Origin of the sequence: Microcoleus sp. T3_B1 (genome assembly GCF_036700445.1) — a bacterium.
Taxonomy (GTDB): Bacteria; Cyanobacteriota; Cyanobacteriia; order Cyanobacteriales; family Microcoleaceae; genus Microcoleus.
The window spans coordinates 1-25,681 of sequence record NZ_JAUBOX010000013.1; the positions used below are offsets into that span (position 1 = coordinate 1).

At 44.6% G+C, this 25,681-nt stretch carries 32 protein-coding genes; 12 read left to right on the forward strand and 20 right to left on the reverse strand.

Translation table 11 applies throughout. The features are described from left to right. Window positions 1-589: 589 nt before the first annotated feature. Window positions 590-808 carry a hypothetical protein gene (locus QT990_RS09490; protein WP_333140974.1) on the reverse strand — a complete coding sequence of 73 codons (219 nt, stop codon included), beginning with the start codon at window positions 806-808 and terminating at the stop codon, window positions 590-592. A 170-nt stretch (window positions 809-978) separates the two neighbouring features. Continuing rightward, window positions 979-1,272 (reverse strand): hypothetical protein, encoded by a 294-nt coding sequence (locus QT990_RS09495; RefSeq protein WP_333300918.1) that lies wholly within the window; start codon window positions 1,270-1,272, stop codon window positions 979-981. A gap of 424 nt (window positions 1,273-1,696) precedes the next feature. Between QT990_RS09495 and scpB the strand changes: the two genes are divergently transcribed. Next, window positions 1,697-2,212 (forward strand): SMC-Scp complex subunit ScpB, encoded by a 516-nt coding sequence (gene scpB / locus QT990_RS09500; RefSeq protein WP_333109076.1) that lies wholly within the window; start codon window positions 1,697-1,699, stop codon window positions 2,210-2,212. A gap of 42 nt (window positions 2,213-2,254) precedes the next feature. Next, a complete protein-coding gene (locus QT990_RS09505) occupies window positions 2,255-2,602 on the forward strand; it encodes a DUF760 domain-containing protein (RefSeq protein WP_006635907.1) in 348 nt (115 codons plus the stop codon). Between the two features lie 318 nt (window positions 2,603-2,920). Here QT990_RS09505 and QT990_RS09510 read toward each other — a convergent pair whose 3' ends face one another. Next, the gene (locus QT990_RS09510; RefSeq protein ID WP_333140972.1) at window positions 2,921-4,141 is read right to left on the reverse strand and encodes an HhoA/HhoB/HtrA family serine endopeptidase; all 1,221 of its coding nucleotides are present in this window, start codon (window positions 4,139-4,141) and stop codon (window positions 2,921-2,923) included. 304 nt (window positions 4,142-4,445) lie between these two features. Between QT990_RS09510 and QT990_RS09515 the strand changes: the two genes are divergently transcribed. The 3 genes from QT990_RS09515 to QT990_RS09525 all read left to right on the forward strand — a co-directional run bounded on the left by QT990_RS09515 (window position 4,446) and on the right by QT990_RS09525 (window position 6,446). Beyond that, window positions 4,446-5,369, forward strand: a complete 924-nt coding sequence (locus QT990_RS09515) for a M23 family metallopeptidase (RefSeq protein ID WP_333140970.1) — start codon at window positions 4,446-4,448, stop codon at window positions 5,367-5,369. A 66-nt stretch (window positions 5,370-5,435) separates the two neighbouring features. Beyond that, window positions 5,436-5,714 (forward strand): hypothetical protein, encoded by a 279-nt coding sequence (locus tag QT990_RS09520; RefSeq protein WP_333140968.1) that lies wholly within the window; start codon window positions 5,436-5,438, stop codon window positions 5,712-5,714. 456 nt (window positions 5,715-6,170) lie between these two features. Continuing rightward, window positions 6,171-6,446: a hypothetical protein gene (locus tag QT990_RS09525; RefSeq protein WP_333140966.1), complete on the forward strand. Its 276-nt coding sequence runs from the start codon at window positions 6,171-6,173 to the stop codon at window positions 6,444-6,446. A gap of 15 nt (window positions 6,447-6,461) precedes the next feature. On the opposite strand, the gene QT990_RS09530 is transcribed toward QT990_RS09525, so the two are convergent. From QT990_RS09530 to QT990_RS09550, 5 genes are all read right to left on the reverse strand, one after another. Then, window positions 6,462-6,791 (reverse strand): XisI protein, encoded by a 330-nt coding sequence (locus QT990_RS09530; RefSeq protein WP_333109083.1) that lies wholly within the window; start codon window positions 6,789-6,791, stop codon window positions 6,462-6,464. After that, on the reverse strand, window positions 6,779-7,201 hold the full coding sequence (locus QT990_RS09535) for an element excision factor XisH family protein (protein ID WP_333140978.1): 423 nt from the start codon (window positions 7,199-7,201) through the stop codon (window positions 6,779-6,781). Before QT990_RS09535 ends, QT990_RS09530 begins: the two co-directional genes overlap by 13 nt. A 42-nt stretch (window positions 7,202-7,243) precedes the next feature. Continuing rightward, entirely contained in the window at window positions 7,244-7,405 is a 162-nt protein-coding gene (locus QT990_RS09540; protein ID WP_333140964.1) for a hypothetical protein, read from the reverse strand. Between the two features lie 212 nt (window positions 7,406-7,617). Further along, entirely contained in the window at window positions 7,618-7,830 is a 213-nt protein-coding gene (locus QT990_RS09545; protein WP_333140962.1) for a hypothetical protein, read from the reverse strand. Between the two features lie 207 nt (window positions 7,831-8,037). After that, entirely contained in the window at window positions 8,038-10,389 is a 2,352-nt protein-coding gene (locus tag QT990_RS09550) for a calcium-binding protein (RefSeq protein ID WP_333140960.1), read from the reverse strand. A 130-nt stretch (window positions 10,390-10,519) separates the two neighbouring features. Here QT990_RS09550 and QT990_RS09555 point away from each other — a divergent pair, with 130 nt between their 5' ends. Beyond that, window positions 10,520-11,083: a hypothetical protein gene (locus QT990_RS09555; RefSeq protein ID WP_333140958.1), complete on the forward strand. Its 564-nt coding sequence runs from the start codon at window positions 10,520-10,522 to the stop codon at window positions 11,081-11,083. A 101-nt stretch (window positions 11,084-11,184) separates the two neighbouring features. Here QT990_RS09555 and QT990_RS09560 read toward each other — a convergent pair whose 3' ends face one another. From QT990_RS09560 to purS, 3 genes are all read right to left on the reverse strand, one after another. Further along, a complete protein-coding gene (locus QT990_RS09560) occupies window positions 11,185-11,988 on the reverse strand; it encodes a DUF4058 family protein (protein WP_333140956.1) in 804 nt (267 codons plus the stop codon). 326 nt (window positions 11,989-12,314) lie between these two features. Continuing rightward, on the reverse strand, window positions 12,315-13,016 hold the full coding sequence (gene purQ / locus QT990_RS09565; protein WP_333140954.1) for a phosphoribosylformylglycinamidine synthase subunit PurQ: 702 nt from the start codon (window positions 13,014-13,016) through the stop codon (window positions 12,315-12,317). A 297-nt stretch (window positions 13,017-13,313) separates the two neighbouring features. Next, window positions 13,314-13,598, reverse strand: a complete 285-nt coding sequence (gene purS, locus QT990_RS09570) for a phosphoribosylformylglycinamidine synthase subunit PurS (protein WP_333055476.1) — start codon at window positions 13,596-13,598, stop codon at window positions 13,314-13,316. A 143-nt stretch (window positions 13,599-13,741) separates the two neighbouring features. Here purS and QT990_RS09575 point away from each other — a divergent pair, with 143 nt between their 5' ends. After that, complete coding sequence (locus tag QT990_RS09575) at window positions 13,742-14,134, forward strand: Fur family transcriptional regulator (protein ID WP_333055475.1); 393 nt, start codon at window positions 13,742-13,744, stop codon at window positions 14,132-14,134. Between the two features lie 332 nt (window positions 14,135-14,466). Here QT990_RS09575 and QT990_RS09580 read toward each other — a convergent pair whose 3' ends face one another. From QT990_RS09580 to QT990_RS09600, 5 genes are all read right to left on the reverse strand, one after another. Continuing rightward, a complete protein-coding gene (locus QT990_RS09580; RefSeq protein ID WP_333140951.1) occupies window positions 14,467-16,677 on the reverse strand; it encodes a peptidase domain-containing ABC transporter in 2,211 nt (736 codons plus the stop codon). A 135-nt stretch (window positions 16,678-16,812) separates the two neighbouring features. Beyond that, window positions 16,813-16,992, reverse strand: coding sequence for a hypothetical protein (locus QT990_RS09585; RefSeq protein ID WP_333140949.1), 180 nt, complete (start codon window positions 16,990-16,992; stop codon window positions 16,813-16,815). Window positions 16,993-17,161: 169 nt separating this feature from the next. Next, a complete protein-coding gene (locus QT990_RS09590; protein ID WP_333140948.1) occupies window positions 17,162-17,386 on the reverse strand; it encodes a secretion protein HlyD in 225 nt (74 codons plus the stop codon). A 220-nt stretch (window positions 17,387-17,606) separates the two neighbouring features. Then, complete coding sequence (locus QT990_RS09595) at window positions 17,607-17,786, reverse strand: hypothetical protein (RefSeq protein ID WP_333140946.1); 180 nt, start codon at window positions 17,784-17,786, stop codon at window positions 17,607-17,609. A gap of 169 nt (window positions 17,787-17,955) precedes the next feature. Then, window positions 17,956-18,183, reverse strand: a complete 228-nt coding sequence (locus QT990_RS09600) for a secretion protein HlyD (RefSeq protein WP_333140944.1) — start codon at window positions 18,181-18,183, stop codon at window positions 17,956-17,958. 482 nt (window positions 18,184-18,665) lie between these two features. On the opposite strand from QT990_RS09600, the gene QT990_RS09605 reads away from it, so the two are divergent. The 3 genes from QT990_RS09605 to QT990_RS09615 all read left to right on the forward strand — a co-directional run bounded on the left by QT990_RS09605 (window position 18,666) and on the right by QT990_RS09615 (window position 20,459). Then, the gene (locus QT990_RS09605) at window positions 18,666-19,781 is read left to right on the forward strand and encodes an HlyD family efflux transporter periplasmic adaptor subunit (RefSeq protein ID WP_333140942.1); all 1,116 of its coding nucleotides are present in this window, start codon (window positions 18,666-18,668) and stop codon (window positions 19,779-19,781) included. A gap of 139 nt (window positions 19,782-19,920) precedes the next feature. After that, complete coding sequence (locus QT990_RS09610) at window positions 19,921-20,247, forward strand: nucleotidyltransferase domain-containing protein (RefSeq protein ID WP_333140940.1); 327 nt, start codon at window positions 19,921-19,923, stop codon at window positions 20,245-20,247. After that, entirely contained in the window at window positions 20,244-20,459 is a 216-nt protein-coding gene (locus QT990_RS09615; protein ID WP_333140938.1) for a HEPN domain-containing protein, read from the forward strand. The genes QT990_RS09610 and QT990_RS09615 overlap by 4 nt, the downstream gene beginning before the upstream one ends. Before the next feature lie 51 nt (window positions 20,460-20,510). On the opposite strand, the gene QT990_RS09620 is transcribed toward QT990_RS09615, so the two are convergent. Continuing rightward, a complete protein-coding gene (locus QT990_RS09620) occupies window positions 20,511-20,858 on the reverse strand; it encodes a type II toxin-antitoxin system PemK/MazF family toxin (RefSeq protein WP_333306125.1) in 348 nt (115 codons plus the stop codon). Further along, window positions 20,855-21,106, reverse strand: coding sequence for a hypothetical protein (locus QT990_RS09625; RefSeq protein WP_333108022.1), 252 nt, complete (start codon window positions 21,104-21,106; stop codon window positions 20,855-20,857). Before QT990_RS09625 ends, QT990_RS09620 begins: the two co-directional genes overlap by 4 nt. A 245-nt stretch (window positions 21,107-21,351) precedes the next feature. On the opposite strand from QT990_RS09625, the gene QT990_RS09630 reads away from it, so the two are divergent. Continuing rightward, window positions 21,352-24,036 carry a CHAT domain-containing protein gene (locus QT990_RS09630; RefSeq protein ID WP_333306127.1) on the forward strand — a complete coding sequence of 895 codons (2,685 nt, stop codon included), beginning with the start codon at window positions 21,352-21,354 and terminating at the stop codon, window positions 24,034-24,036. Window positions 24,037-24,320: 284 nt separating this feature from the next. Here QT990_RS09630 and QT990_RS09635 read toward each other — a convergent pair whose 3' ends face one another. Beyond that, on the reverse strand, window positions 24,321-24,824 hold the full coding sequence (locus QT990_RS09635; RefSeq protein ID WP_333108020.1) for a hypothetical protein: 504 nt from the start codon (window positions 24,822-24,824) through the stop codon (window positions 24,321-24,323). 9 nt (window positions 24,825-24,833) lie between these two features. After that, on the reverse strand, window positions 24,834-25,214 hold the full coding sequence (locus QT990_RS09640; protein WP_333140931.1) for a hypothetical protein: 381 nt from the start codon (window positions 25,212-25,214) through the stop codon (window positions 24,834-24,836). A gap of 128 nt (window positions 25,215-25,342) precedes the next feature. Between QT990_RS09640 and QT990_RS09645 the strand changes: the two genes are divergently transcribed. After that, window positions 25,343-25,681 (forward strand): hypothetical protein, encoded by a 339-nt coding sequence (locus QT990_RS09645; RefSeq protein WP_333140929.1) that lies wholly within the window; start codon window positions 25,343-25,345, stop codon window positions 25,679-25,681.

Below are 25,681 nucleotides of genomic sequence, written 5' to 3' on the forward strand. Positions count from 1 at the left end.
TGAGAGGGATGAAGCTGAGGCGTACTAATAGACCGAGGGCTTGACCTCTCTTTCTACATGGTGATGATGATGACTTAATTCTCTGCAGTCTTCAGGGTTTTTTACCCTTATTTTTTTTCCGTCTCTACACAGACGCACTGGCATCACTGGGATACTATTCCTTTTTCCGTTGTTAGAAGTCCGGGTTGCTAATCTGAGGGAAGAGGATATGATTGCGTCTAATTTTCATCAATTCCGCAATGGGTGCATGGCAAAGCTCCCTCCCTACTCCCTCCGCTTCGCTGCGCCCACGATTGACCGTATAATCCAATTCAAAAGCTACTATGACGGCGTTGCGATCGCCTCGACGACCGTAAGGCGACCGATGTATGTAGGAATTCCCATAAGCTTGAGCTTGTGTCCTTGTAAAATCGCACAACTATAAGCAACTATAAGCTAAAGCTATTAAAAATATTAAAGTTTTATAATATTAAAGTTTTGAGGCGGTCGTCACCAGGGTAACTTTTTTCAAGATTATAGCCTCCTGTTTTACAATCCTTAAACATTGCTTCGATACCACTGCGACATTTAAACGCTGTTACAGCTTGTTTCAATTTCGCGATATTGGTGAGTAAATACCAGTCTTCATCTTCGCCACTATTTCGATATTTTCGTTGCCCATAACCAGCGACATCAAAACAGCCAAATCCTTGCTGCTGATTTTAACTCCTGTCACATAAAAGCTCGTACCTGCTACTAAACCACACTCACTCAACCGCTTAAATTCCTCTCCTTCTTCTTGAATATAGCGTCCCTGTTTTACTCTCAAAACAAACCTTATGTTATTTTCACACAGCCCACTTGCCAGCTTAACGCTTGCAAATTCAGGCGTTTCCTAAAAGGACCATTTTATATTTTTTTAGCAGACCAAGAATGGGGCAGATTAAGCTTTGTTGTTCTCGGATGTTGCTACAGGCACAGCGAAGGCAATATCTGCTACTACAACGGTAAAGCTCTCTTGTCCCCAATCAGGCTAATCATCAACATATTTTTATCTCGCCACTGCGTTCTATCAATGGCGACCTTCAACTCTTGTTTCTTTTTAAATTGAGTTCTCCAGATATATTTAAGCAGATGAAACCAAAGCTTTTCTATCTTGAGGATAGGTAGCTTGAGAAACCGTTGAATAGAACGTCGTCTGCTCTCAAACATGATTGGGTATGGCATCAATTTCGCCAATAACTCAATACTCACTTGTTTATGGGTTGGGAGCAGAAAAACTAAAATAGTCACAGTCAAGTATTCGGTGTTTTTGAGCTGGTGTTGGAAACAAATTTGGTATGATTGAGGTAACATTTTTAACTGATGGGGCTTCTTAACAAGACTGACCCCATATTTTTTTTACCAAAAATCGGTACTAGCCCCGTCATCTGTATTGGTTGATATATTTTACCATAAGCTCAGGAGAGCTAGAAACGTTATATATTCCTGCGTCTCGGATTGATATAAAAAAAGAAAATTAATAGTGTAGGTTTTGTTTCTCAACCTAACCTACACTATTAATAATTTGTGTAAGGGGAATGTTTATTCCTAACTCTCATTCTTCACGACACGGAAGTTACGGAAATACGGATAACTGTTGTTTTCCTGATTCCTTCTTCTTTTTTGCTTATTCCTTCTTCTTTCAACGTCCCCATTCCTAATTACTAATTCCCAAATGACTCGCTTAGCCACAACAATAGAAGCCATACTTTACCTAAAAGGTCAGCCAGTGTCGATCGCAGAAATCGCCGAGATTGCCAAGTGCGATCGAGCCGAAGCCGAAGACGCCATCATCGAACTCATGTCTGACTCGTCCCACCGCGACAGTGCATTAGAAGTCGTCGAAACCCCCACAGGATACAGCCTGCAACTCAGAGAAGAGTTTGCCAGTTTAATGCAAACTTTAATACCTCCAGAATTAGGTGTGGGAGCTTTGCGGACGCTGGCGGCGATCGCCCTCAAAGGCGGCATCGCTCAGCCAGATTTAGTTAACTTGCGAGGTTCAGGAGCTTACCAACAAGTGCAGGAACTGGTAGAAATGGGTTTCGTCCGCAAACGGCGGCCGACTGAAGGGCGGTCGTATTGGTTACAAGTTACCGAGAAATTTCACCGGTACTTTCAAGTAGACCAACTGCCAAAACAATTACAAATTGACTTTCAGGCAAATTTGTACCCAAGCAATGACGAGTAGTTTGAAGTAGAATGTAACCAGCCAGAAATTAAGAATCGCCAAATGGTTTTTCACCCTGACTTTGACACATCCAATGCCCAACAAACCGCAGTCAATCCACTGCTGAAGTACCTCCAACACCAATCCCCGGAGGTGCTAGCCCGCGTCGCCAAGTCTGTCAGCCCCGACATCAGAGAAATAATCTCTCATAACGTTCAAGGACTTGTCGGCGTTTTGCCTTCAGAAAATTTTAACGTCGAAATTACCACCGATCGCGAAAACTTAGCAGGTTTGCTAGCTTCAGCGATGATGACAGGATATTTTTTGAGGCAAATGGAGCAAAGGATGCACCTCGAAGAAAATTTAGCAAGCACCAGCTCGATTCAACCAAACTCACCCAAAGACAAGTAAAAAGGTCAACGGGTTGGGGAAGCCAGAAAGATGAAAGTTGTTCAGAAAAATCCATAATCCTGAATCATGGAGGCACAGGGAATTAAGAAACCGGGCTGTTAACCGGCAATCCCTAGCGCTACACCGAGGATTTTGGTGAAAAAACCCGGTTACTGCTTCCAGGACTATAAAGCATCAGATTCATCTTCCATCCTCCACCCTTGCAACTAATACCAATTTCAAAAAAGAATGCAACTGCAGATAAGATCCAAATCCTTATGCAGTAAGTCATTCTTAATTCTTTAATCGAAAATCGAAAATCGAAAATCGAAAATGGTATTACCCACCGGCGGAGCTACCCGATAGGGGAAAAGCACCCGGACGTACTTTAATATTCTGAACTTGACCCAAACGGTTAATTTCCAGTTCGAGTTCTTTGCCCACAACCGTGTTTTCCACCCGTTCTTGCACGTCACCGGGAGTGTTAACCGCAATTCCGTCAACTTTTTGAATGACATCTCCGGGGCGCAAGTCGGCTTTTTGAGCGGGGGAATTTTCCACGACTCGCGCCACGGCTACGCCTTGATCGAGGGTAATTTTATTATTATCGAGCTGTTTGTTGAGTTCTGCCTTGGTGGCTGCTGTCAAGCTGACCATTTGAATGCCGAGATAGGGATGTTCGGCTCTACCTTTGGCGAATAGCTGATCGGAAACTCGTTTGGCGGTTTCGATCGGAATTGCAAATCCCAAGCCCTGAGCGTCGGCGCGAATCGCGGTATTGATGCCAATTACTTCGCCTTGGTCGTTGAGCAGCGGGCCGCCTGAATTGCCGGGGTTGATGGCGGCGTCGGTTTGGATGAAGCGGACTCGCTTGTCGGGGATGCCGACTTGGGAACTCGATCGACCCGTAGCGCTGATAATGCCCACAGTCACGGTATTGTCGAGACCTAAAGGATTGCCGATCGCGATCGCCCACTGTCCCGGTACAATATTGTCCGATCGACCCAAAGCCACCTGCGGCAGTTCCTTAGCATTAATCTTAACCACAGCGACATCCGTCAGCGGATCGACTCCCTGCACCTTACCCTCAAACTCGCGGCCGTCTTTGAGCGTCACCTTGACAGTATCCGTCCCGGAGACAACGTGAGCATTAGTAACGATGCGGCCGTCAGAAGTGAGAATAAACCCGGAACCCGTACCTCTCTTGGTTCGTTCTTCCGGCTGCGGCAAATTCTCCCCAAAAAACCGACGAAACAAAGGATTTTTGAAAGCTTCGGGCACTTGATTCGCCACCTTGCTTGAGGCGTCAATCCGCACTACAGCCGGGCCGACTTTTTCGGCTGCTTCAGCAATAAAATTGGGATTGCTGCGATCGACCGCCCGATTTTCCTGAACTGAAGGAGAGGGATAGGGGGGGATTTGCTGGCGTACTACTGGCAAAACCAATCCGGTTTCCAGATTGTTTGAGCCTTGCAGATAGCGATTTCCCAACCATCCCATACCTCCGCCGATTGACAGCAGAGTCACATAAAGGGTCGCTTGCTTAAAAGATAAACTCATTTAATAACTCCCGCTAAATACCTCATCCCCGCAGACAGGTTCCGAATCAAGCTTTTTTGTCTTGGCGACGGGAAGGAAGCGGGGCGGGGCGTACCGCTTCCTCAAGAACATAGCTGTTAACAGGCAGGCGCCCATTTGCATCACAGGCAATTTTGCCGGATTTGCCAAGAGCGACTCAAACTAATAATTCTCATCCTAACTTGGCTTAGCCTGGGATTTACAGTCTGGGGGGTGGCTAGAGCTTGTAAATATGCAATTTTACAGGATTTTAAAATTGTCAACTGTCCGAAATGAATACTTTTTTATGTACATAATGACTTTTAAACCCTTATTTCCGCTGATTTTTGCACTAATTTGGTCGATCGCACCCGTTGAGAAAACGGCGGCAAATACCGAAATCCCACCTGCAAATCTTCCTTCAGGTGCACCTGTAGAAAACCCCGACCCCGCACGCGATTGCCCGAGTCCGGCTATGTCTCGGTTGCGCCGCCACACGGTGGCCCAGGGCGAAACAATAGAAAGCATCGCGCGGCAGTACAATGTGATTCCTGGGGCGCTGATCGGGATAAATCCGATGTTGCGGGGCGGTGGAGTATCTGCTGGAAGTGCGATCGTCATTCCTCCGTACAGTGGCATCGAGGTAGAAGTGCCTGCAGGCTGGAATTGGCAAAAACTGGCAGAAGCTTACAAAGTGCGCGCAGATTTGCTATTTGAGGCGAATGGGTGCAGGCCTTTGGGGAAAACGGTGTTTGTGCCTGCGGTGAATAGGTCGATCGGGCCTTCTATCAATCCCGATGCAACGCCATCGGTGCAAGGATTTCCGCTGCCCGCGCCAGCAGTGGAAGCTTTGCGTTACGGGCGGCAATTGCATCCGGCGCGGCGCGAATTTTTTTTCCACAGCGGCGTAGATTTTTTGGCGTCGGAGGGTACGCAGGTTTTGGCGGCGGGCGAAGGGACTGTCGCCTTTGCCGGGCCGCAGGGGGATTACGGGAATTTAGTGGTGGTGAACCATGAAGCGGGGAAGCAAACGCGCTACGCTCATTTGAAAGATATTGCGGTAAAAGTCGGTCAAAAAGTGCAGTCTGGAGAAGTTTTGGGAACTGTGGGGACGACGGGAAAACGGGACATTACGCCATCTCATTTGCATTTTGAAGTTCGGTACAATTCGGGTTTGGGTTGGGTTGCTGAAGACCCGCTGCTTTATTTGCAAGCGACTATTAAAAAATAGGATTGTTAGTGTGCTGGGGGTGACAACCCGCCCCAAATCCAGACGGGGTAAGGATTGAGCTGTGTTGTGGTAAAAAAAGATAGGCAGCAGAATTATTACACGATTGCCGATCGCAAAAAATATGTTACCAACATTTTACCAGACTCACTTACAAAAACAACTGACGCAAACCCCGTTTATTTTACTCACAATCTTTTTGAACCTGATAGAATCCGAGAAACAAGTAACGATCGCACTAATCGGGTTTCCATTAATCACTTATTGGTGAACAACTTATTGCCCGATCGCACATTTCTCTCAAATTCGATCGCCCTGAAACCGACTGAAAATTTGTGTGCTTTGTGACACAGCCCGCCGGGGGTTGAAACCCCCGTCTCATAGCTAAAGCACGGCCCGCCGGGGGTTGAAACCCCCGTCTCATAGCTAAAGTCGGTTGAAACCGACTAAAGATTCGCCTCAAACCGATAGGCATCAACTAACTCTTCAGTCCTCTTTCAGAGGACTTTCGCTATGAGACAGGGAATTCATTCCCTGGCGGACTCGCGGACAAACCAACTGGCTTTCCCTGCGCGGACAAACTAACGGACTAACAAATCAAATTCGATCGCACATTTCTCTCAAATTCGATCGCCCATCCACAAAAAACCCGATCGCCCCAATCAACACAAAAACCTGATCGCCCGTTTCTCAAAAAGCCGAGATCCCTTCCCATTCTCCCGCAGTTGGGTAAATTTGACAAAATTTGATAGTTTTGCTATAATTCCCTGAAATTAATCACAATTAAAGCTCAACTATAAATGTATGGAAGCTGTAATTGAAAGCATTGTAAGTAAGCTGCGTTATTTAGGTAAACCGCAACGAGAAGTTGTTCTTAATTTTGTTGATTTCCTAACTTGGAAGTCAGCGCCGAGCCTGTTATCAACCGTAAGTGATTCTGATGCAGAAATCAGCGATTGCGAGTTTGAAATACTTTTAGATGAATTGGCTGATGAGTTCATTCAAAACATGGGAGTAAATGTCCCTAGGGTATCGGATTTTGCGGTGAGTCGTGCTGGTATCTATGAGGATCATCCCTAGCGCCGAATGAATCATTTAACTAACAGCGTATTCGGTAAACTTTCTAGTAAAACCAGACTTAAAAGCAAGTACGATATCAGTTTTTGGGACTCCGAATTCGACCAATTCTTCAGCTATTCCTGTATCTGTCCTATCCTGTTGAATCCAGATTTTATCATCTTTAAGCTCAATGTGAACTGAAACGCCGTAGACTCTTAATTGGTCGTTCCAGCCTGCGAGAATAACCAGGTAATTACCGCTTTCGCGATCGCGAATAATTTTAACTTCTGTTCCTTCTCGTACAACCATGTCTGAGAAGTTGTTCAGAATTTTGTCGATCGCTTCAGTATAGTTTAATTTCTCCATAAGACAATTTCCTCCGAATCGGGACGAAAAATAATCAGCTTGATATCGTATTCTTCCACACGTCCTTGAATGAATTTTAACCTAAATAATTCATTGTAGGTTTCTAAAGGAACTGCTAAGTACACAATCAAATCTGGCATAATATCTCTCAATGCCGCTCGACAGTTGAGAAATTGACCGAGGGCTGCATGAAACTGGTAGAAATCCGATCGCTCTCGAAAGCTCTTGACTTCCACAGCTATTTTTCGACCTGCTTTTTCTGCACTGATTAACTTTTCTGCGGTCAAATCGATAAACATTGCTAAACCTTCGTCATCGACTTGCACCCGAAAGTTTTCACGGATAACTATCCATCCATCTTTTTGTAAGGCAGCTTTGACAGTATCGTGAAAAACATCTTTAGCAGGTATTTACACACTTCATTGCTCTCACTCTCTATTTTATACCAATCATTAAAACCCGATCGCCGGATCAACAAAAAACCCGATCGCCAGATCAACAAAAAACCCGATCGCCCATAAAGCCAAAAAATCCCATCGCACATAAACCCAAAAACCCGATCGCACATTTCTCTCAAATTCGATCGCCCCTCCACAAAAAACCCGCTCGCCCATAAACCAAAAACCAGGCGGTTGAAACCCCAAAAACCCGGCGGTTGAAACCGCGTCTACACAGACAAAACCCGCGAAGGCGGGTTGAAGATTTCACCCGATGATTTTCAATCTCCGAATACCCTCTTCGTCCGCGTAGGCGGACATCGTTTGTGTAGACGCGGTTTCTAACCGCCGGGATTTCAACCGCCGAGGATTTCAAATTAGATCGCCCATCAACTCAAAAACCCGATCGCCCAAAAACCCAAAAATTCGATCGCCGCAATCAACACAAAAATTCGATCGCACATTTCTCTCACATTCGATCGCCCTGAAACCGACTGAAAATTTGTCTGCTTTGTGACACAGCCCGCCGGGGGTTGAAACCCCCGTCTCATAGCTAAAGTCGGTTGAAACCGACTGAAAATTCGCATGAAACCGATACACATCAATTAACTCTTCAGTCCTCTTTCAGAGGACTTTCGCTATGAGACAGGGGTTTCAACCCCTGGCGGACTCGGCAACGAACCAACTAGCCCCTGGCGCGGACTAACTAACGGACTAACAAATCAAATTCGATCGCCCGATCGACAAAAAACCCGATCGCCCATCAACCCAAAAATCCGATCGCCCATCCACAACAAACCCGATCGCCCTTAAACCAACTCCACACCACACACCGCTCTACTGTCGAATTGAGTAGGGATCTGGGTTAATCCACCAGTGAGAAAAAAGTCAGGCAGAGCCCCGAATGAAGCGAATCCATTAGCGTTGTCTCTTATACCTGTAATGACAACACTACCCGATATTCCTGGCCTACCAGTAGCCGCAAAACCAAGATCATCACAGTCCCCAAAAGCGTTTGACTTATTTCGGATCTCGAAACTTACCGTGCCACTCGAAGAGGAAACGGGAATGTTTTTGGTTTGTATTTCACCACTTCTTGTCCTAAGTTCTACGAGTATGTTGTTTAGTTTGTTTTGTGGATCGCAGTAGGTAACTTTGACTTCTGCCGTTTGTCCATAATTGAGAACTGAAGGGATGACTTCTGCCTTAAAGACTTGCTCCGAACAAGTTGGTGGAGGTGTTACAGGAGTAGTCGCAGGTTTATCGCAAAAGTCAAATGGAATACCCGTCTTATCAGCAAGAAACTTTCGGAACTGAGGCAAAAAGTTGGTTTTAGAAGGTTCTGTCGGCTTCTCTTCCCCAAAAAATAAATCAGTGAGATCCTTAGTAGATGAAGCTAAATCTAAAGTACCTCCTACAGCATTTTCTAAGTCTTCTGCAAGTCCTGCTGATTTGAGAGCTTTCTCAATTCCTATCCCAGTCAATTCGTCAATTACCGCATCACCAAGGTCTTTATCGCTACCTGTAAGAAGTTTGCAACTGTAGTCAAGGACTTTAAATCCAACAGACGCTGCCTTCAATTCTGCGCCAATAACGTCAAGTGATAGGCTAAGTCCTCCACTAGGAACAGCAAACAATATACCAGTAACTAATGCAACGTTAGCAGCAAAATCAACCACTTTAGCCAGTTTTGCAGTTCCTTCACAGAAGTCTTTAACCGACTGACAAGCTTTCGCAAAATCTGGTTGACCAACGGTCGGAGGAGTAACTGGTGGTTTAGGAGTAGGTATTGGAGTTGGCTCGATTGGCAGAGGAAAATTTACTTTGTCAATAACCTGACCATCCTTAAGCCACGATATAACACCTTGATCCGGCTTTCCAGTTTCTTGACTTTGTTGATACTCAACTCGCGCCGTTTCATTAGAGCCTTCAAGCGTGATATCAGCGCTTCTACCATCTCGATTAAAGAGCGTTGTACTACCACGAACACCAGTTGTACGATTGGGTACGAATATAACTGATTCTACGAAACGTCCGTCAGCATCATCTTGAATAACAGTGATATATTTGCTACCATCACTCGCCGGAAACTCCATCTGAAATCTGTTGTCAGAGAGCTTTTTTACTTCCGGTAAATTAATGGTGACTCTATCTTCAGGACGATCTGGTTCCACATCATAAAGTCTGAAACGACCTCTTAAATCATCTGGTGTAACTCCCAAAACAGTACCTAACAAAGCCCCTGTTGCAGCCACCTTAATATCCACAGCCGAACCACCCGAAGGCTGCAATTTCGACTCTAAAACAATATCGGATTCCTTAAGATTTGTACTAAGTCCGATGAAATCGATCGTTCTTTGAAAGTCGGTGATTAAGTCAAACGTAGGAGAGCCTAAAGCCGCCTCAGAGCGCAGAAAAAACACATCTTGACCCGCACCACCAGTCAGGGTATCGTTGCCCAAATCGCCAATCAGGAAGTCATCGCCATCTTCCCCATTCACAATATCGTTACCGCGACCACCCCGCAAAAAGTCGTCTCCACCTCCACCGAAGATTACGTCATTACCTGCGTTTCCGTTGACACCATCGGCACTTTCACCACCCTGCAAAGTATCTGCACCATCACCGCCAAGGAGACCATTTTGGCCCGCACCGCCACTGAGAAAATCGTTTCCCAAGCCGCCGTAGAGCAAATCAGCACCACCGAGGCCCTCAATTCGGTCATTTCCTTCGTCGCCATAGACGATATCCCCAGATTCCGAACCCGTAATCGAATCCGCACCGCCTAAACCCCGCAAACCACCTAAAAGGGTATCCAGCAAACCGATCGCGATCGTAAATGTGTCGCTTCCCTCAGTTAAAATGTAAGCACTACCATCGCTCGAAAGTGAGCCAATGCCGACTTGAGAAGCCGATCGCCCGATATCCCCATCAACACTACCGGAGATAAAGTCATTTCCCGTGTTACCATTCAAAAAGTCTGGCGCGATCGAACTTTCTAGCGTATCGTTGCTTCCCAAGCTAAAGATATTCTGAGCATTCGATACCGTCTCTTGAGTCGTGGCTTTTTTCGAGCCACAGCCGCAATCCGCTTGATTCGTGGCGCTGCTACCGTTCAATATGTCATCGTTCTTGTCCAGCAAAGCTAAATTGTCAGGCATATACTGTTGCTTTGTGTTGGTGATTTAAGAAATCTACCTCACCTGTCTCATCTATGTCATGGCTGAAAAAGCCCGAAAAAGACTGAAAAAGCCCGAAGTTTCCTTAACTTTATATTTCTTCACTTAACCCATGCAGCCCAACGACGATCGCCCGTTGCAAGCCGTCCCTGACGATAACGAATTGCTGAAATTGGTCGATGGTCTAATATTTGAAAAAACAGGTAAACATCTCAACACGCTACAGCAGTTAGTGTTGCAGGGAATGTATGATGGCAAAACCTACGAAACGATCGCCCGCGACACCCGCTACACTACAAAATACGTCCGAGAAGTCGGCTACAAGCTACTCAAAAGTCTCTCCGCAGTGATGGATGAAGAGATGCAAAAAGGCAATCTCAAAGCTGCGATCGATCGCAGAAATATTAGCAATACCTCAAACTTCGGCAGAGATTATATTCAATACGTCGAATACGTCCACACCCTCAACCTCAACCCCTGTCCTTCTTTGCCTAGCAAATCTGACAACAAATACGCCACTGAATCCAGATTCAAAACTCAGATCGAACGACTCGAAATTGATGTTGCTGATGTCGTTTGTAAGTTGCACAGTCAAGGTATCGAACCATCCCAAATCGCTCAGTTGCTTGGTCTGCCAGATGTGACGATAGAAACAATATTGCGTGAATTATCATAGCTAAGATGCGAGATATTTGTAGGGTGCGTCGCTGGGAGATTTTCAAGTTGATTTAGAGATTGTCGATCGCGACGCACCCTACGATATAAAGTAAAATATAATTAATTATCTCGAAGTTCTTTTTCTTGCAAAAGTTGGGTAGCCCAAACCCGATCTTCTTCCGATAGAGACGGTACGGGTTCTCGATCGTAATCGATCCGATAATCATAGCCAGCGCGATCGTAAATACCTGCAAATATTTCTGGTAAATTAACAATAGGTTCTACATCTTCCTCGCGCAAGGGAAGCGGAAATATAGGTAGAGAATCGCGGAGATTAAAAGCATAAAGTTCGGCAAACGGACGGCGATTACTGGGACTGACCAAAACCCGATAATCGCTTTGAATAGAGTTATTAAGAATGGGCATAGATTCCCATTTTCGTAGTAAATCGATTTCGACTAAATTGGTTAAGCTGCCTAAAATACTCTGGCGTTTTTTGAGATAAGTAATTCTTCCTTCTCCACTACGTTTGTTGACAGGAGAAAGAATTTCAATTGCGGTGACAACTTGTTTCGTTGCCATTTCTCGCACTTCCAGGTAAGTCTGTTTAATTTTTTCAGGAGCAGGCACTTTGACGGTAGTCGGAAGTGTTACAGTTAAAGTGGCAACTGAACCTGTAGGAATATTCGGGTTATTAGATTGACGCTTAATCGCGACATCGGGGATACCTACTAAAAGGGACTCGTCGTTACTTTCATTTGGATCGGTAATTTCATAGATTCGTTTGTCGATTGCAACCTCATATTTAGGGCGAATTTGAGGGACTAAGGATGCCGCGATCGCAGAAATTAACCAATGATGAGTTTCCTGCCAGAAATCGGGGTGTTCTAAGTAGGGATCCATTCCAGGAAAGGGTGAAGGCATAGGACTGTTCTCCGATGTATTGACTCTCAAATCATTTTAGCATTTTTAATTTGGTAGGTGCGTCGCTTTAAAGCGAGGCAGATCCTCTGGATATAGGTTCCCAGGCTGAGCCTGGGAACCAGTTAAAGCTTGTCAAGAACAGGCATCCTGCCTGTTCCACAGTAATTATTGGAGATGTCTATTTGTAGATGAATTTAATCTGTTGTGGAACAGGCATCTTGCCTGTTGCAAAAAGCGGGCTTTCCGGCCCACCCCACAATAAATTTAATTTTTTGTGGAACAGGCATCTTGCCTGTTCCTAAAATCATAGACACCCCAAATATCAACTACAAAACAGCAGCAACACTTGCCATCAACAACCCTTGAAACAATTTCACCCCATCAGTTTCGCCCAACATCGGATCGGATGCCCGTTCTGGATGCGGCATCATTCCTAACACATTGCCCGCCCGATTGCAAATACCGGCAATATTATTTAATGAACCGTTGGGATTCCCAGCATCGCTAATTTTGCCCGCCGGAGTGCAGTAGCGAAACAACACTTGCTTGTGCTCTTCTAGTTCTGCTAATGTATCCGCATCAGCATAATAGTTGCCTTCACCGTGGGCGATCGGCAAATCGATGATTTCACCCATAGTATAAGCCGCAGTCCAACGAGTATTACCGCGTTCGACTTTCAAAGAAGCGCGATCGCAAATAAAATTCAATCCCGCATTCCGCACCAGAGCACCGGGCAACAAACCAGCTTCAGTCAACACCTGAAAACCGTTGCAAATACCCAGTACAAGTTTGCCCTGTTTCGCGTGTTCCGCAGTAGCCCGCATCGCCGGAGAAAAACGGGCGATCGCGCCGCACCGCAAATAATCTCCATAACTGAAACCACCGGGAATTACAATGATATCAATATCCGAAATATCGGTATCTTCGTGCCAAATCATGCGAGTTGGTTGGTGCAGTAACCCTTGAGTCACCCACACCACATCGCGATCGCAATTTGAACCCGGAAAAACAATAACTCCAAATTTCATAAGCTGAAGGAAGAAGGAAGAGGGAAGAAGGAAGAAGGAAGAAGGAAGAAGGAAGAAGGAAGAGGGAAGAGGTGTAAACTTAAGACTGAAATCTTATGTTTCTCTCGCTTGTATCTAAGTCTCGATCCCCCTAAATCCCCCTTAAGAAGGGGGACTTTGAGTGTTCCGAATCCCCGCTTTTTAACGAAGACTGTGAATGCTCTTGTCCCCGCTTTTTAGCAAAGACTTTCAGAACCCTCTTGTCCCCCCCTTATTAAGGGGGGTTAGGGGGGATCGAAGAGCTAGGGGCGATCGCATTTATGCCGCCGCTGTCTCCACAGCAACAGGAATTTCAGTCAAATCAAAGCGATAATTTTCAATCACTGGATTGGCCAAAAGTTGGTCGCAAACGCGATCGAGTTGTTCGCGGGCCTGGGACTCACCAGCAGCAGTCAGCGTCAATTCAACGTATTTCCCGATTCGCACACGCTCAACATTGTCGTATCCCATGTGTTGCAAACCAGACTGTACGGCTGTGCCGGCGGGATCTAAAACAGAAGGGCGGAGGGTAACATAGATTTGGGCAAGATATTTCTGAGTCACGGGAATGTTGCGGTAGGTGATGTGAAAGTTAGCCCCATTGTATTCTACAACCGAGCTGCGCGCCGATCGCCCTTTGGTTCGCCCAAGTAAGATAGCCTAGAAACAGGGACTGATTTGACTCTAGCAGATTACACAAAAAAATTATGAGAACCAACCGCACCCGCAGTCAGGAGCGTATTTTACACTTGCTCAAGCACTTGAATCGATCGCTCTCAGCACAAGATATCTACTTAGAACTGCGTAACAGCGACCAAAGCATGGGCCTAGCAACAGTTTACCGCTCCCTCGACGGTTTAAAGCGAGAGGGGTTCGTTCACGTCAGAACGCTTGCTAGTGGTGAGTCTCTCTACGGTGCCGCCCACCAAGATCAACATCACCTAACTTGTCTGGAATGTGGCGCGTCAATTACGATCGACGAATGCCCCGTCCACCACTTAGAAAGCCAACTACAACAATCTCATTCTTTCAAAATTTATTATCACACTTTGGAGTTTTTTGGATTGTGCGATCGATGTACTTTGGCTCAAGAATCTTAGAGAAGTTATTAGTCATGAGTGATATCAATTCCGGTTGCACGAGTGAAATGATTGTTGAGTGTTGAGTGTTGACTGTTGACTGTTGACTGTTGACTGTTGACCGAAAGCCTCCAGGATAAAAGCCCCCGGATTCATTCCGAAAGCAGACTCAGGACCCAGAAATAAAAAACGTGTCTCCGATGAAACTTGCCGAACGTATTTATCCGTGGGGTCAATGCTTCAATCTAAAATCTAAAATCTAAAATCTAAAATCGATTGACTCGGTGTCCAACCGCGCAGGCGGGTTTTGTTTGTGTAGCGACAGATTTCAACCTGTCGTTTTATTAACTAGCTCAAGGATGCAAAAACTCTAAATGGTCTCCTGGAATCGATCGCAATTTTGCAGCCGAGCCTTGCATTTTCAACCTGCCGCGTTCTAACATGATAATCCAATCGGCGCGATCGATCACTCGCGGCCTGTGACTGATAAAAATCGTCGTTTTCCCGTGTCGATACATCAACAAATTTTCTAAGACTTCCGCTTCGCTTGCGGGGTCAAGCCCTGCGGTAGATTCGTCTAAAATCAATACTGGTGGGTTGTTGAGAATGGCGCGGGCGATCGCCAATCTTTGTCTTTGTCCGCCAGAAATATTCGCTCCAAACTCCCCTAAAACTGTTTGATATTTATCAGGCAATTGGCTGATAAATTCATCCGCCCCCGCAATTTTGCAAGCTTTCACAATCTGTTCAAAGCTGATATCTGGACTGCCCAATCGAAAATTTTCCATAATCGAACGGCTCCAAAAATGCGCTTCTTGGGGTACAAGAACCACCTGCTGTCTGAGACTGTCGAGAGACAAATCCTGCAAGTTGTAATCGCCAATTCTAATATTACCAGATTGCAGCGGGTACAGACCAGCAATTACTTTTGCTAGCGTACTTTTTCCGCAGCCAGAATAACCAATTAAAGCAATTGCTTGACCGCCGGGAAAGGTGACAGAAAAATTTTCCAGCAAATCAAGTCTGCCGGGGTAGTGAAAATTAACACTCTTGCAAACAATACCGTCGCGCCCCTGAATAGTTACAAAAGGTTTATTCGTATCGTCTTTAGTTTCCGGTTCAGCATCAATGACTTCCGACAGCCGTTGAGTTGCTGTCTGCACGCGAGTCATTTCATCAGTAAATCCTACTAGCGAATTCACCCAAGTAGTAACGTTTTGATTCATGCTAATAAACGCTAGCAACTGACCTATACTCAATACCTTGTCAATCACCAAACCGCTACCAAGCCACAGCAGAGTAATGCTGCCAGCAGAGGCAACAAAACCTGAAAATATATTGTTGAGAATGCCAATCTGTGTAGTGCGAAAAGTGAGCTTGGCTAAGCGACCGAAGCGGGTTTGAAATTCTTCCCAAAGTTGCTGACCGCTGCTAGTAGTTTTGACAGTCAGCGCGCCTTTAAAAGTTTCTACTAAAACGCCTTGAGTTTCTGCTTCCAGCACAAATAAACTGCGCGTTTTTTGCTGCAATACGGGCAAAAATACCACTGTAGAGGCAGTCATTAACAGAGCTATAGCTGTAGCTGCTAAAGTCAGTTCCTTGCTGTAAAATAACATAAAAATAAAAGAAACTACAGCGATAAAAAATTGACTAGGCAAGCTGATAGCGACTTGAGAAACTAATTTATTGATTTCTTGGATATCTTGTAATCTACTGACAATTTCGCCACTGCGTCTGGTTTCGTAAAAGCTCAAAGGCAATCGCAGGAATTTGCGCGCGAATTCCATCACCAATCCCAATTCTAAACGCTGGGAAAACTGAGCAATTAAGTTCGACTCTACCAATCCTAAACTGCTGCTAAAAAGGTTCATAACTATAACTGCGATCGCCACACTCGCCAGGAGTTGTCTGTCGCCCCGCACCAGGATGTCGTCAGTGAGCAGTTGAACGAGAAAAGGCGAAGAAATCGACAGCAAACCCAACACCACATTCAGCAAAAATGCTTCCATTAAAATCGGGCGATAAATCCCAATCCGGCGCATCCATTTTTGTAAGGAATTGGCGGGCGGTTGACCCTCTGCGGCCGCAAAAAACCGCTCCGCATCGGGTTCTACTAGCAAGCACAGCCAATCTGTCCAAGCTGCTGCTAATTCTGCTTTAGAAACATAGCGCATACCGACGGCTGGATCGCCGATCGCATATTTGTTGCCCTGTTTTCCGTACAAAACAACCCAGTGATAGCCGCTCCAGTGAATAATCATCGGTAGAGGGGCATCATCGAGCTTGTCTAAAATAGCAGCCGCGGCTCGCACGGATCGAGCATTAAAGCCGATCGCCTCAGCTCCTTGTTTCAAGCCCAGTAAACTCGTCCCTTGTTGCCCAGTGCCGGCAAATTCTCGCAAGCGGCTAATTGTAAAATTCTGTCCGTAAAATTTGGTGATCGAAGCCAAACAAGCCGCCCCGCAATCTTCTTCGCTCTGCTGGAGAACAACCTGATATTTCTTAAACCTGTTAACTTGTCCGAATAATGGCATTTTGCCGATCAAAGGGAAGTTCTTTAACATTTTGCAAAATGAATAATGGTAGAGCATAAATAAGATTACTCATCACCAACTACCAAATCAGCAAAAAGCACCCATAAAGTTATGGGTGCTTTCTCGATTCCACAGTTATATATCTGAATAGACTAGCACTAAACTTTAGTAGTAGGCGTAGCGGACTACTCTTCTGTATGAACCGTCGCAATTCCGGCGGTACACGACCCAACTGCGCCGCTGCCGCTGACAATTGTATCGATTAGTATAGTGACCGCCGTTGACGCTAGCTGATTCTTCAGGGGTGAGTTCAGCAAACAGTGAATCGTCCTTTGTTTCTTGCATGATTTGACTCCGTTTAAGTTAATAAAATTGAAGGGAAACTAGAAATATTATTTAATTTCTAGAGCCTCGTGTAAATACTGACTAATACTTCTGGTAGTGCTGTGCGGCTTCCGGAATATTACCGATAAATTTTGAAAGTTTACTCGATAGCACAACTTGACTCAGCTATCTAAACCACTAGGGTTTTGTAAGGGCGATCGCGGCTCGGATCGTACAGATAAAGCTGGCTAGGCTGCGGCAGGAAAAACAGCATATTCAGGCCATAGCTGCTGTTATCAGTCTCGCTGTTGCTGTTAGCGCCACTGACACCGCTGGTAATCCTGCCACCGCTGACAGTAGCAGATTCTCGATCGGTTAGTTCGGTGAAGAGTGAATGTTGTTGATTTTCGGACATAAAGAACTCCTACTGATATTTCATAAACCTGTTGACTTGTCCGAATAATGGCATTTCTCGGATAAAAGGAATGTTCTTTAACATTTGGCAAAATAAATAATGAGTAGAGCCTAATGAACATTACTCTTCACCGAGTACCCAATCAGCAAAAAGCACCCATAAAGTTATGGGTGCTTTCTCGATTCCACAGTTATAGATCTGAATTGACTAGCACTAAATTTTAGTAGTAGGCGTAGCGGACTACTCTTCTGTATGAACCGTCGCAATTCCGGCGGTACACGACCCAACTGCGCCGCTGCCGCTGACAATTGTATCGATTAGTATAGTGACCGCCGTTGACGCTAGCTGATTCTTCAGGGGTGAGTTCAGCAAACAGTGAATTGTCCTTTGTTTCTTGCATGATTTGACTCCGTTTAAGTTAATAAAATTGAAGGGAAACTAGAAATATTATTTAATTTCTAGAGCCTCGTGTAAATACTGACTAATACTTCTGGTAGTGCTGTGCGGCTTCCGGAATATTACCGATAAATTTTGAAAGTTTACTCGATCGCACAACTTGACTCAGCTATCTAAACCACTAGGGTTTTGTAAGTGCGAGCGCGGCTCGGATCGTACAGATAAAGCTGGTTAGGCTGCGGCAGGAAAAACAGCATATTCAGGCCATAGCTGCTGCTGTTATCCGTCTCGCTGTTGCTTTTAGAACCACTAACACTGCTGGTAATGCTGCCACCGTTGACAGTAGCAGATTCTCGATCGGTTACTTCGATGAAGAGTGAACCTTGTTGATTTTCTGACATAAATAACTCCTATTAATACCTATGTACTTACTTACTACCTACGCATACAGGAAAAACCCGGTAACAGTGCCAAAACTCTTTGCGGAAACGCCGTATTTCATGACCACGAATTTCAAAGGTGGTACCCGCCACGTGATTTATCCGTGGAATCAATCCAAAATCTAAAATCGAAAATCACTTATTGCCCCCGCATTTATCTCGCGCAAGTCAATCCAAAATCTAAAATCTAAAATCTAAAATTGAATGACAGTGGCCCGCTGGCTTCACTCCTCTTGATATTTGGCGAAGTTTGTGGGTGGGAACGGCAAAGCTGTGCGGATTTTTACCTTTACCCTGTGAATTTTGATTTAGACTTCTAAACCTATGCTTGGTTTCCGGAAAGCCGATCGTAAAAGTGACAAAAGAAATCAGCGATTGAGCTCTCCCTCTCCCCCAACTCAAAACTCAAAACTCCAAACTATTCCCCTCTCCCCCTTGCCGCCATGTCTCTCACTCCCGAAGCCACACCCACTGAAACCTTTGATAACGACCAGTTTTTGCCCCCTGTCAGCCGCTGGACGACTTTGGGGGGCATTTTGATGGTGGCGACCTTTGGCGGGGCGATCGCCCTCGCTAGCGTCACCAAATACAGCGCTACAGTCAAAGCAGATGCGATCGTCCGTCCAGCCGGAGAAGTGCGCGTCGTGCAAGCAGCAACCGAAGGAACCGTCGAAAGCATTGCTGTCAGCGAAAATCAGACAATAAAAGAAGGAGATGCGATCGCAGTTGTAGACGCTTCGCGTTTGGGCGACCAAAAAAAGCAGTTACAAGAAATAATTAATCAGTCTCAAACAGCAGCACAGCAAATCAACCAGCAACTGCGCGACTTAGAAAATCAAATTTTGGCCAGCGCCCAATTTAAAAACATCCAAAGTGAAACTTCCGCCCAACAGGAATTAATCGAAGCCGCTTTAGTAAAATTTGCCACATCGCTGCCAGATGTCGCCGAAAGACTGGGCAGAAGTCGGCGGGTTTTGCTCGTTAAGCGATCGTCTCTTCAACAACAATTGATTCAAGCTAAAAAAGAACTAAATCAAATTGACTTAAAACTCGAAAATAGCGTGATCCGCGCGCCCGCTGATGGTACAATTCTCAGATTGGAAGTACGAAATACTGGTCAAACCGTACAAGCCGGCAGCGCGATCGCCCAAATCGTCCCCAGCGACGTACCCCTGGTAGTCAAAGCCAAGGTGACATCCCAAGACATCGCCCGCATCCAAATCGGCCAACCCGTACAGATCAGGATTTCAGCTTTGCCTTTCCCCGATTACGGCACATTAAAAGGAACTGTCAGCGAAATCGCCCCAGATGCGATCGCCCCTCAAAATCCCACTAATAATTTAGGTACAGCTTATTACGAAGTGGCAATTAAGCCCGAACAAACTTATTTAACAAAACTCAAATCCGCCAACGGCCAATTCTTCGGAAACTCCCAGGCTAATGTTCCCCGCCAGTATTCGATTCAATCGGGAATGGAAGGCAGAGCCGATATTATTACCGGCGAAGAAACTGTTCTGACATTTGTTTTGCGGAAAGCCAGGTTGCTGACAGATTTGTGATTAGTCATTAGTTATTTTGAGACGGCGGTTGAAACCGCACACTCTTCAACCCGCGAAGGCGGGTTTTGTTTGTGTAGACGCGGTTTCAACCGCCGAGTATAGTTAGATATATACTAAATACATAACATCGATCGCAAATATGAAAATCAACGATAAACTCAAGACCATTTTAACTGAATTGCGATCGCACTTCGAGCAACTTTACGGCGATCGTCTCACCCAAATGGTACTCTACGGTTCCCAAGCGCGGGGCGACGCAGATCCCGACTCAGATATTGATGTTTTGGTAGTTCTCAAAGGGCAAGTCAATCCCGGCGAAGAAATCAAAAGAATCAGCCATATTCGGGCAGACTTGTCTCTCCAAAATGATGAAGTGATTAGCTGTTTGTTTATGGACGAAAATCGGTTTTTGCACTACAACGGGCCTTTATTGAGGAACATTCGTAAAGAGGGAATAGCTTTATGAAACCCGAACAATTAGAATTAATCCAGAAATCTCGCGAAAGCATCAGTGCGGCAAAATTACTGTTAGATAATGGCTTTCCCGGCTATGCCGCTGCTCGCGCTTATTATGCTATGTTTTACATTGCTGAGGCATTTTTAGCGGAACAAATTAACTGTGCTGAACAATTTATCGAATTAGATCAAAATCTGATTGGAACTCTGCCGTCATCCTAAATACCAATGCTGAAAATGCGATCGTTAATATTAATTAAACACTCCAAACTTTTATAAACCTAAACAGTAACGAACCGCCGATTCAACTTCTAACATCTTTTCTGCGGAAAGTTCCCCTGCAGAATCAGTAGGAAATCGCTCTCGATCCAAAGATCGAATCTGAAAACAGAGGAAAACTGTTTCTATTTGCAAACCACTTTCAGACGCAGAAACACGCACATTTGTTCTATATTCGCGGTGAATATTAGTTCCTTTAGTGCCGAGAATGACAGTAACAACTAAGGGTGACTGGTTAATAGTATCAATCGAAAGCACCAAAACAGGTCGCATTCCAGCTTGTTCTCTTCCATGAACTGGGTTAAGATTGACAAAATAAATTTTCCCTCGCTGAATGCTCATAGTGCTTGTAAACCATCCATTTCTGCCACAATAAACTCTCGATCGATCGCAGCAATCTCAACTTGAATATCTGGATCGTTGGCCATCTCTGCTATCTCTGCTTCCAGGTATTTAGCATTAGCGAGTTTATTAGCTATGTAAGTTTTCTCCCGCACTCGGCAAGCGATACGTTCCAGCAGCCAAAGTTGTTCTTCTATCGACAGGGAACTAATAGAACGTTCAATTTCTACTAAAGTTTGTGAAATCATTTTAGTTTCCTCTTGTTTTTTGCCCCATCGCAAATCATCGAGATTTTTTTGAATGAGACCGGGCCCATTCCGAATAGATTCATTATTGCGATCGCTTACTTATCTTGTATCTATATTATACGACATAGTGGCGTAGCAGCTTATGACGCACACTCCAACGACTCCAGACGATTCAGCAAGTCGGGTTTTCCCCTTGTTTTTCCCCGACAAAGAATGTAAAATTCTAAAAACATGGGTTGTCAGCAATGAACGAAGCGCGCCACCAAGGCTATCTCAATCTGATTGAATCGCTACTGAATTGCCCCAACGGGGAAGAAGTCCAAATTTTGGAGGCAAACTCCGAGTTAGTTGATACAGGGTTGGTGCAGGTAATGTTAGATGAAGCAAACAATCTTAGAACTTTTAACAACCTGGATGATGCTAATTCTTTAATGACTCTTGCAGGGCATCTCCTGGGTAGTTATAGCAATACGATGCTAGAGAAATCCTCACCTTACAGTTATATTGAATTCCTAATGGAAGTGTTGCAGAAAACGCAAGATAGCAATGGCGACCGTACTGTAATTTATGCCCTGGTGCGGGATAATCTAAACTTAATCAATGATAATTTTGCTGCGGTTTTGCAAAATTGGGCGAGGGAAACTTTGCCAAAGTTAGATAAAAAAAAACAAATTTATATAATAGGAGTCGTTGGGAATTTTAGTAATGCAATCGCGGACTTTTCTTTAGGCAGCAGGGCGAGTAATTTGGAAATTGCAATTGCAGGTTATGAAGTTGCCATGACAGTTTTTACCCGTCAAGAATATGCTGAGAATTGGGCAGAAACTCAAAATAATTTGGGGATTGCCTACCTGTACAGAATCAGAGGGAAAAAAGCGGAGAATCTCGAAAAAGCGATTGCCACTTATCAAGCATCGTTACAAGTTTACACTCGCGAGGAATATCCTGAAGATTGGGCGGGGACTAAAAATAATTTGGCGAATGCCTACCGCGACAGAATCAGAGGGAAAAAAGTGGAGAATCTGGAAAAAGTGATCGCATTTGATCGGGAATCATTGGAGGTTTACACCCGCAAGGCATTTCCCTTTAAATGGGCAATGACTCAAAATAATTTGGCGAATGCCTACCTCTACAGAATCATAGGCGAAAAAGCGGAGAATCTCGAAATAGCGATCGTTACTTATCAGGAATCATTGGAGGTTTACACCCGCGAGGCATTTCCCTTTGAATGGGCAAGGAGTCAAAATAATTTGGCAAATGCCTACCGCAACAGAATCAGAGGGAAAAAAGCGGACAATCTAGAAATGGCGATTTCCGCTTATCAAGCAGCTTTGTCAATTTACACCCGCGAGGCATTTCCGATAAATCATGCTGAAACCTTATTTAATCTCGGACTTGCCTACCGAGATAATTACCAACTCCCAGCAGCTTACAATACCTTTAATGCTGTCATTGAGACAGTCGAATCAATGCGGAGTGAAATCATTATCGGCGGCGAAGCTGACAGACAGAAATTAGCTGAAGAATGGAATAAACTTTATCAGCAAATGGTAAAAGTTTGCCTAGACATGGAAAACAAAACCGCCGCCCTAGAATACATCGAACGCAGCAAAACCAGAAACCTAGTAGAATTGTTTCACAAATCTCGCAGTCTCCCGCAAAATGTACAGCGGATTAGTTTTCAAGAAATTCGCAGTCTGTTACGTGAAGATGAGGCAATTTTGGAATGGTACATCACCTTTAACGGGTTTAAAGTTTTTATTATCACCCGCGAGTCCCCTCAACCAATTCTCGGACACTCTTCATATCAAGACTTGGAAGCATTAGAGAAGTTTCAGCAGGAGTATATCGACGACTATATCAATCACCCTGATAACTGGATAAATCAGCTAGAAACCCGCCTGGAAAAATTAGCTGAAATATTGCACATTGATGAAATAATTTCTATACTCCCCGAAAACTGCCAGCGCTTGATATTAGTTCCCTTCCGATATTTGCACTTATTCCCGCTTCACGCCTTAAGCAGCCGAAGGCTAAGACAAAATGTAGAAGAAACTGGCAGTCTCCTCGAACTTTTCCCAGGCGGTGTGAGATATACTCCCAGTTGTCAGCTATTACAATTATCTCAGCGGGTAAATCCGACTGGGGAAGAGTCATCACCCACAAGATTGTTTGCCATTCAAAACCCGACAGCAGATTTAGACTTCACCGACATCGAAGTTGAAGCAATTGCCAAATCCTTTAATCCTGCCAAAGTTTTGATTCGGGAAAAGGCAAGTAAGACAGGATTGCAGCAACAGCTTGAAGCGTTGCACAATGCCGACATCGCCCACTTTTCCTGTCACGGCTTTTTCGATTTTTCCAATCCCCGGAAATCAGCTTTAATCTTAGCTGGGGCAAAAACTGCCACCGATGGTACTGACTCCGAAAACAAAAGTTATATTCGTTCTCCCCAAGACGAATTGTTGGACATTAAAAAATGTCTGACGCTGGAAGAAATCTTTGATTTGCCGCTGAGTAAGTGCAGTTTAGTTACGCTTTCCGCCTGCGAAACAGGGTTAACGGATATTAGAAATAGCACTGATGAGTATATCGGATTGCCTAGCGGTTTTTTATATGCCGGGGCAACGAGTATAATTAGCACTTTGTGGACGGTGAATGATGTATCTACCGCGATTTTGATGATTAAGTTTTACGAACTTTTGCTGTCTGAAACTCGCCCGCCTGTGGCGATTGCTTTGCGGGAGTCTCAAATGTGGCTGCGGGATGCAACGGTGCAAGATTTGGTAGATTGGGCCGAGCGTTCAAAGTTACTGGATAGTGAAAGTAAAAACAGGATTCAAAAGAATTATAAACGCGATTACGATGATGACGATCGCCCTTGCCAATCCCCTGTATACTGGGCGGCTTTTTGTGCCGTTGGACAATAACCCAAAGGTTTTTTGCATGAGTGGGGGCGGGTTTATTAGTTGGTTGGTTTGATTTATAAATCTCGGCGAACCCGCCCCTACAAATTTGTTAAAATTGGGGATTTGATATTGTAAAAAATAGATATAATTGCTGTAGGGGCGGGTTCGCGACTGTCTGTGAAACCACACCGTAAATCTCAAAAACCCGCCCCGGCATCGTGGGTGGGGGCGGGTTTATTAGTTGGTTGGTTTGATTCCAAAACATCGGCGAACCCGCCCCTACAAATTTATCGAAATAGGTGATTTTATGAACTTAAAACCTCCCCAACTAATTTTCGGAATTGTCCCGTTTGCAAATTTAAGCTGAAACGATCGCCCTCCATTAATTCAATTACTAAGTTATCATCGCTCGCCGAAAATTGTTCGGGAACATCGGGCAATCCGCGATTAAATCTGAGGGAACCATTCGAGTTAAATAATAATATCTCATTTTCAGTCAAAACAGCAGTTACTTTGTGAATAACAGCCATCTGAATTAAATTACCCGTCAAAGGCATTGCCAGACAAATGCGGCCGCTTTCCAGGCAAATAGCTACTAACTGCTGTTCAATTCCCATCCATAGCATCTTTTTCTCGTGAGAATGCTCGATACTTAACTCAACTAATTGACCCCGCCAACTCAGTCCGTAACATCCCAAAACTTCCCCCAAGTCAAGGCAAGCAAATGTTTGAGCGTATTCGTGGCCAATAATTTGCCGAATGCCTGGAATTTTGTCGAATTCTGATTTGCTAATAGTTTCAATTTTCATGGTAGCTGGTTATTGATAAATTAACGGTACAATTGAAGTAACTTGAGGATTTGCATCTAAGTCGCCTTCAGGATAAAAATATCGAACCACAATCGCCCCCGGTTTTTCTCCCCCTCTCAATTCTACTTTACGAGAAATGTTTGCGCCATATTCGTTAATTGTTCGATCGCCTTCAACTTCTGGTGCATTTAATCCTTCGGCAAATATTTCTAATAGCTTTTCTTTCCCCCCAGATACTTCGTCAATTCCTAGCGTTCTCAAATCTCTTAAATTATCTAAAGACCGCCTAGTATTTGTGGGAGTAGAGGTGACGCGACCAAAAAAGAAGTCAAATTTACTAGATTTGACCGTGAATCCCGCACCTTGAATTACTTCATCACTTGAGGTCAATGCTTGCAACTCCTAAAAAAATTGACACTAAATTGTCTCCGATGGTATCATAGAATTCACATAGAGACAATGCTCGAACAAAAATCCTAAAAATCTCCAAATTCAATTAACACAATAGAAAATCTGCCATGAATGACGACCAACGTTATATATCAGCATTTCTGCAAGTTTTTGAGACTAAAGCCGAATTATTAGAGGATGTGGGAGCAGTAGAAGATTTAGCAAACCTCAACCAGATGATATCTCAGATGGTTGATGAATCTGATGAGGAAGTAGCGGATACTATTGGGATATGGTGCAAAAAATATCCTAAAATCAGAGATACCCTCCGTTCAATTATTAATAGAAAACCAGAACCCCAACCCACCAAAAAAGAAGAGCAAGAACCAAAACTATTAAACCGCTATCCAGAGTTACCCGAAAGCCTCAAAAAACGCCTCCCCAATTCACAGCCACCGCGCCAATAA

Bases quoted from the DNA above. Each gene is read 5' to 3' on its own strand.
- QT990_RS09580 (WP_333140951.1), bottom strand. From the start codon at position 16,677: ATGTTAAAGAACTTCCCTTTGATCGGCAAAATGCCATTATTCGGACAA.
- QT990_RS09625 (WP_333108022.1), bottom strand. From the start codon at position 21,106: ATGATTTCACAAACTTTAGTAGAAATTGAACGTTCTATTAGTTCCCTG.
- QT990_RS09600 (WP_333140944.1), bottom strand. From the start codon at position 18,183: ATGTCAGAAAATCAACAAGGTTCACTCTTCATCGAAGTAACCGATCGA.
- QT990_RS09505 (WP_006635907.1), top strand. From the start codon at position 2,255: ATGGTTTTTCACCCTGACTTTGACACATCCAATGCCCAACAAACCGCA.
- purQ (WP_333140954.1), bottom strand. From the start codon at position 13,016: ATGAAATTTGGAGTTATTGTTTTTCCGGGTTCAAATTGCGATCGCGAT.
- QT990_RS09630 (WP_333306127.1), top strand. From the start codon at position 21,352: ATGAACGAAGCGCGCCACCAAGGCTATCTCAATCTGATTGAATCGCTA.
- QT990_RS09510 (WP_333140972.1), bottom strand. From the start codon at position 4,141: ATGAGTTTATCTTTTAAGCAAGCGACCCTTTATGTGACTCTGCTGTCA.
- QT990_RS09595 (WP_333140946.1), bottom strand. From the start codon at position 17,786: ATGCAAGAAACAAAGGACAATTCACTGTTTGCTGAACTCACCCCTGAA.
- QT990_RS09545 (WP_333140962.1), bottom strand. From the start codon at position 7,830: ATGTGTATCGGTTTCATGCGAATTTTCAGTCGGTTTCAACCGACTTTA.
- QT990_RS09540 (WP_333140964.1), bottom strand. From the start codon at position 7,405: ATGGGCGAGCGGGTTTTTTGTGGAGGGGCGATCGAATTTGAGAGAAAT.
- QT990_RS09555 (WP_333140958.1), top strand. From the start codon at position 10,520: ATGCAGCCCAACGACGATCGCCCGTTGCAAGCCGTCCCTGACGATAAC.
- QT990_RS09575 (WP_333055475.1), top strand. From the start codon at position 13,742: ATGAGAACCAACCGCACCCGCAGTCAGGAGCGTATTTTACACTTGCTC.
- QT990_RS09605 (WP_333140942.1), top strand. From the start codon at position 18,666: ATGTCTCTCACTCCCGAAGCCACACCCACTGAAACCTTTGATAACGAC.
- QT990_RS09615 (WP_333140938.1), top strand. From the start codon at position 20,244: ATGAAACCCGAACAATTAGAATTAATCCAGAAATCTCGCGAAAGCATC.
- QT990_RS09560 (WP_333140956.1), bottom strand. From the start codon at position 11,988: ATGCCTTCACCCTTTCCTGGAATGGATCCCTACTTAGAACACCCCGAT.
- QT990_RS09550 (WP_333140960.1), bottom strand. From the start codon at position 10,389: ATGCCTGACAATTTAGCTTTGCTGGACAAGAACGATGACATATTGAAC.
- QT990_RS09635 (WP_333108020.1), bottom strand. From the start codon at position 24,824: ATGAAAATTGAAACTATTAGCAAATCAGAATTCGACAAAATTCCAGGC.
- QT990_RS09610 (WP_333140940.1), top strand. From the start codon at position 19,921: ATGAAAATCAACGATAAACTCAAGACCATTTTAACTGAATTGCGATCG.
- QT990_RS09590 (WP_333140948.1), bottom strand. From the start codon at position 17,386: ATGTCCGAAAATCAACAACATTCACTCTTCACCGAACTAACCGATCGA.
- QT990_RS09530 (WP_333109083.1), bottom strand. From the start codon at position 6,791: ATGGAGAAATTAAACTATACTGAAGCGATCGACAAAATTCTGAACAAC.
- scpB (WP_333109076.1), top strand. From the start codon at position 1,697: ATGACTCGCTTAGCCACAACAATAGAAGCCATACTTTACCTAAAAGGT.
- QT990_RS09645 (WP_333140929.1), top strand. From the start codon at position 25,343: ATGAATGACGACCAACGTTATATATCAGCATTTCTGCAAGTTTTTGAG.
- QT990_RS09525 (WP_333140966.1), top strand. From the start codon at position 6,171: ATGGAAGCTGTAATTGAAAGCATTGTAAGTAAGCTGCGTTATTTAGGT.
- QT990_RS09620 (WP_333306125.1), bottom strand. From the start codon at position 20,858: ATGAGCATTCAGCGAGGGAAAATTTATTTTGTCAATCTTAACCCAGTT.
- QT990_RS09515 (WP_333140970.1), top strand. From the start codon at position 4,446: ATGTACATAATGACTTTTAAACCCTTATTTCCGCTGATTTTTGCACTA.
- QT990_RS09585 (WP_333140949.1), bottom strand. From the start codon at position 16,992: ATGCAAGAAACAAAGGACGATTCACTGTTTGCTGAACTCACCCCTGAA.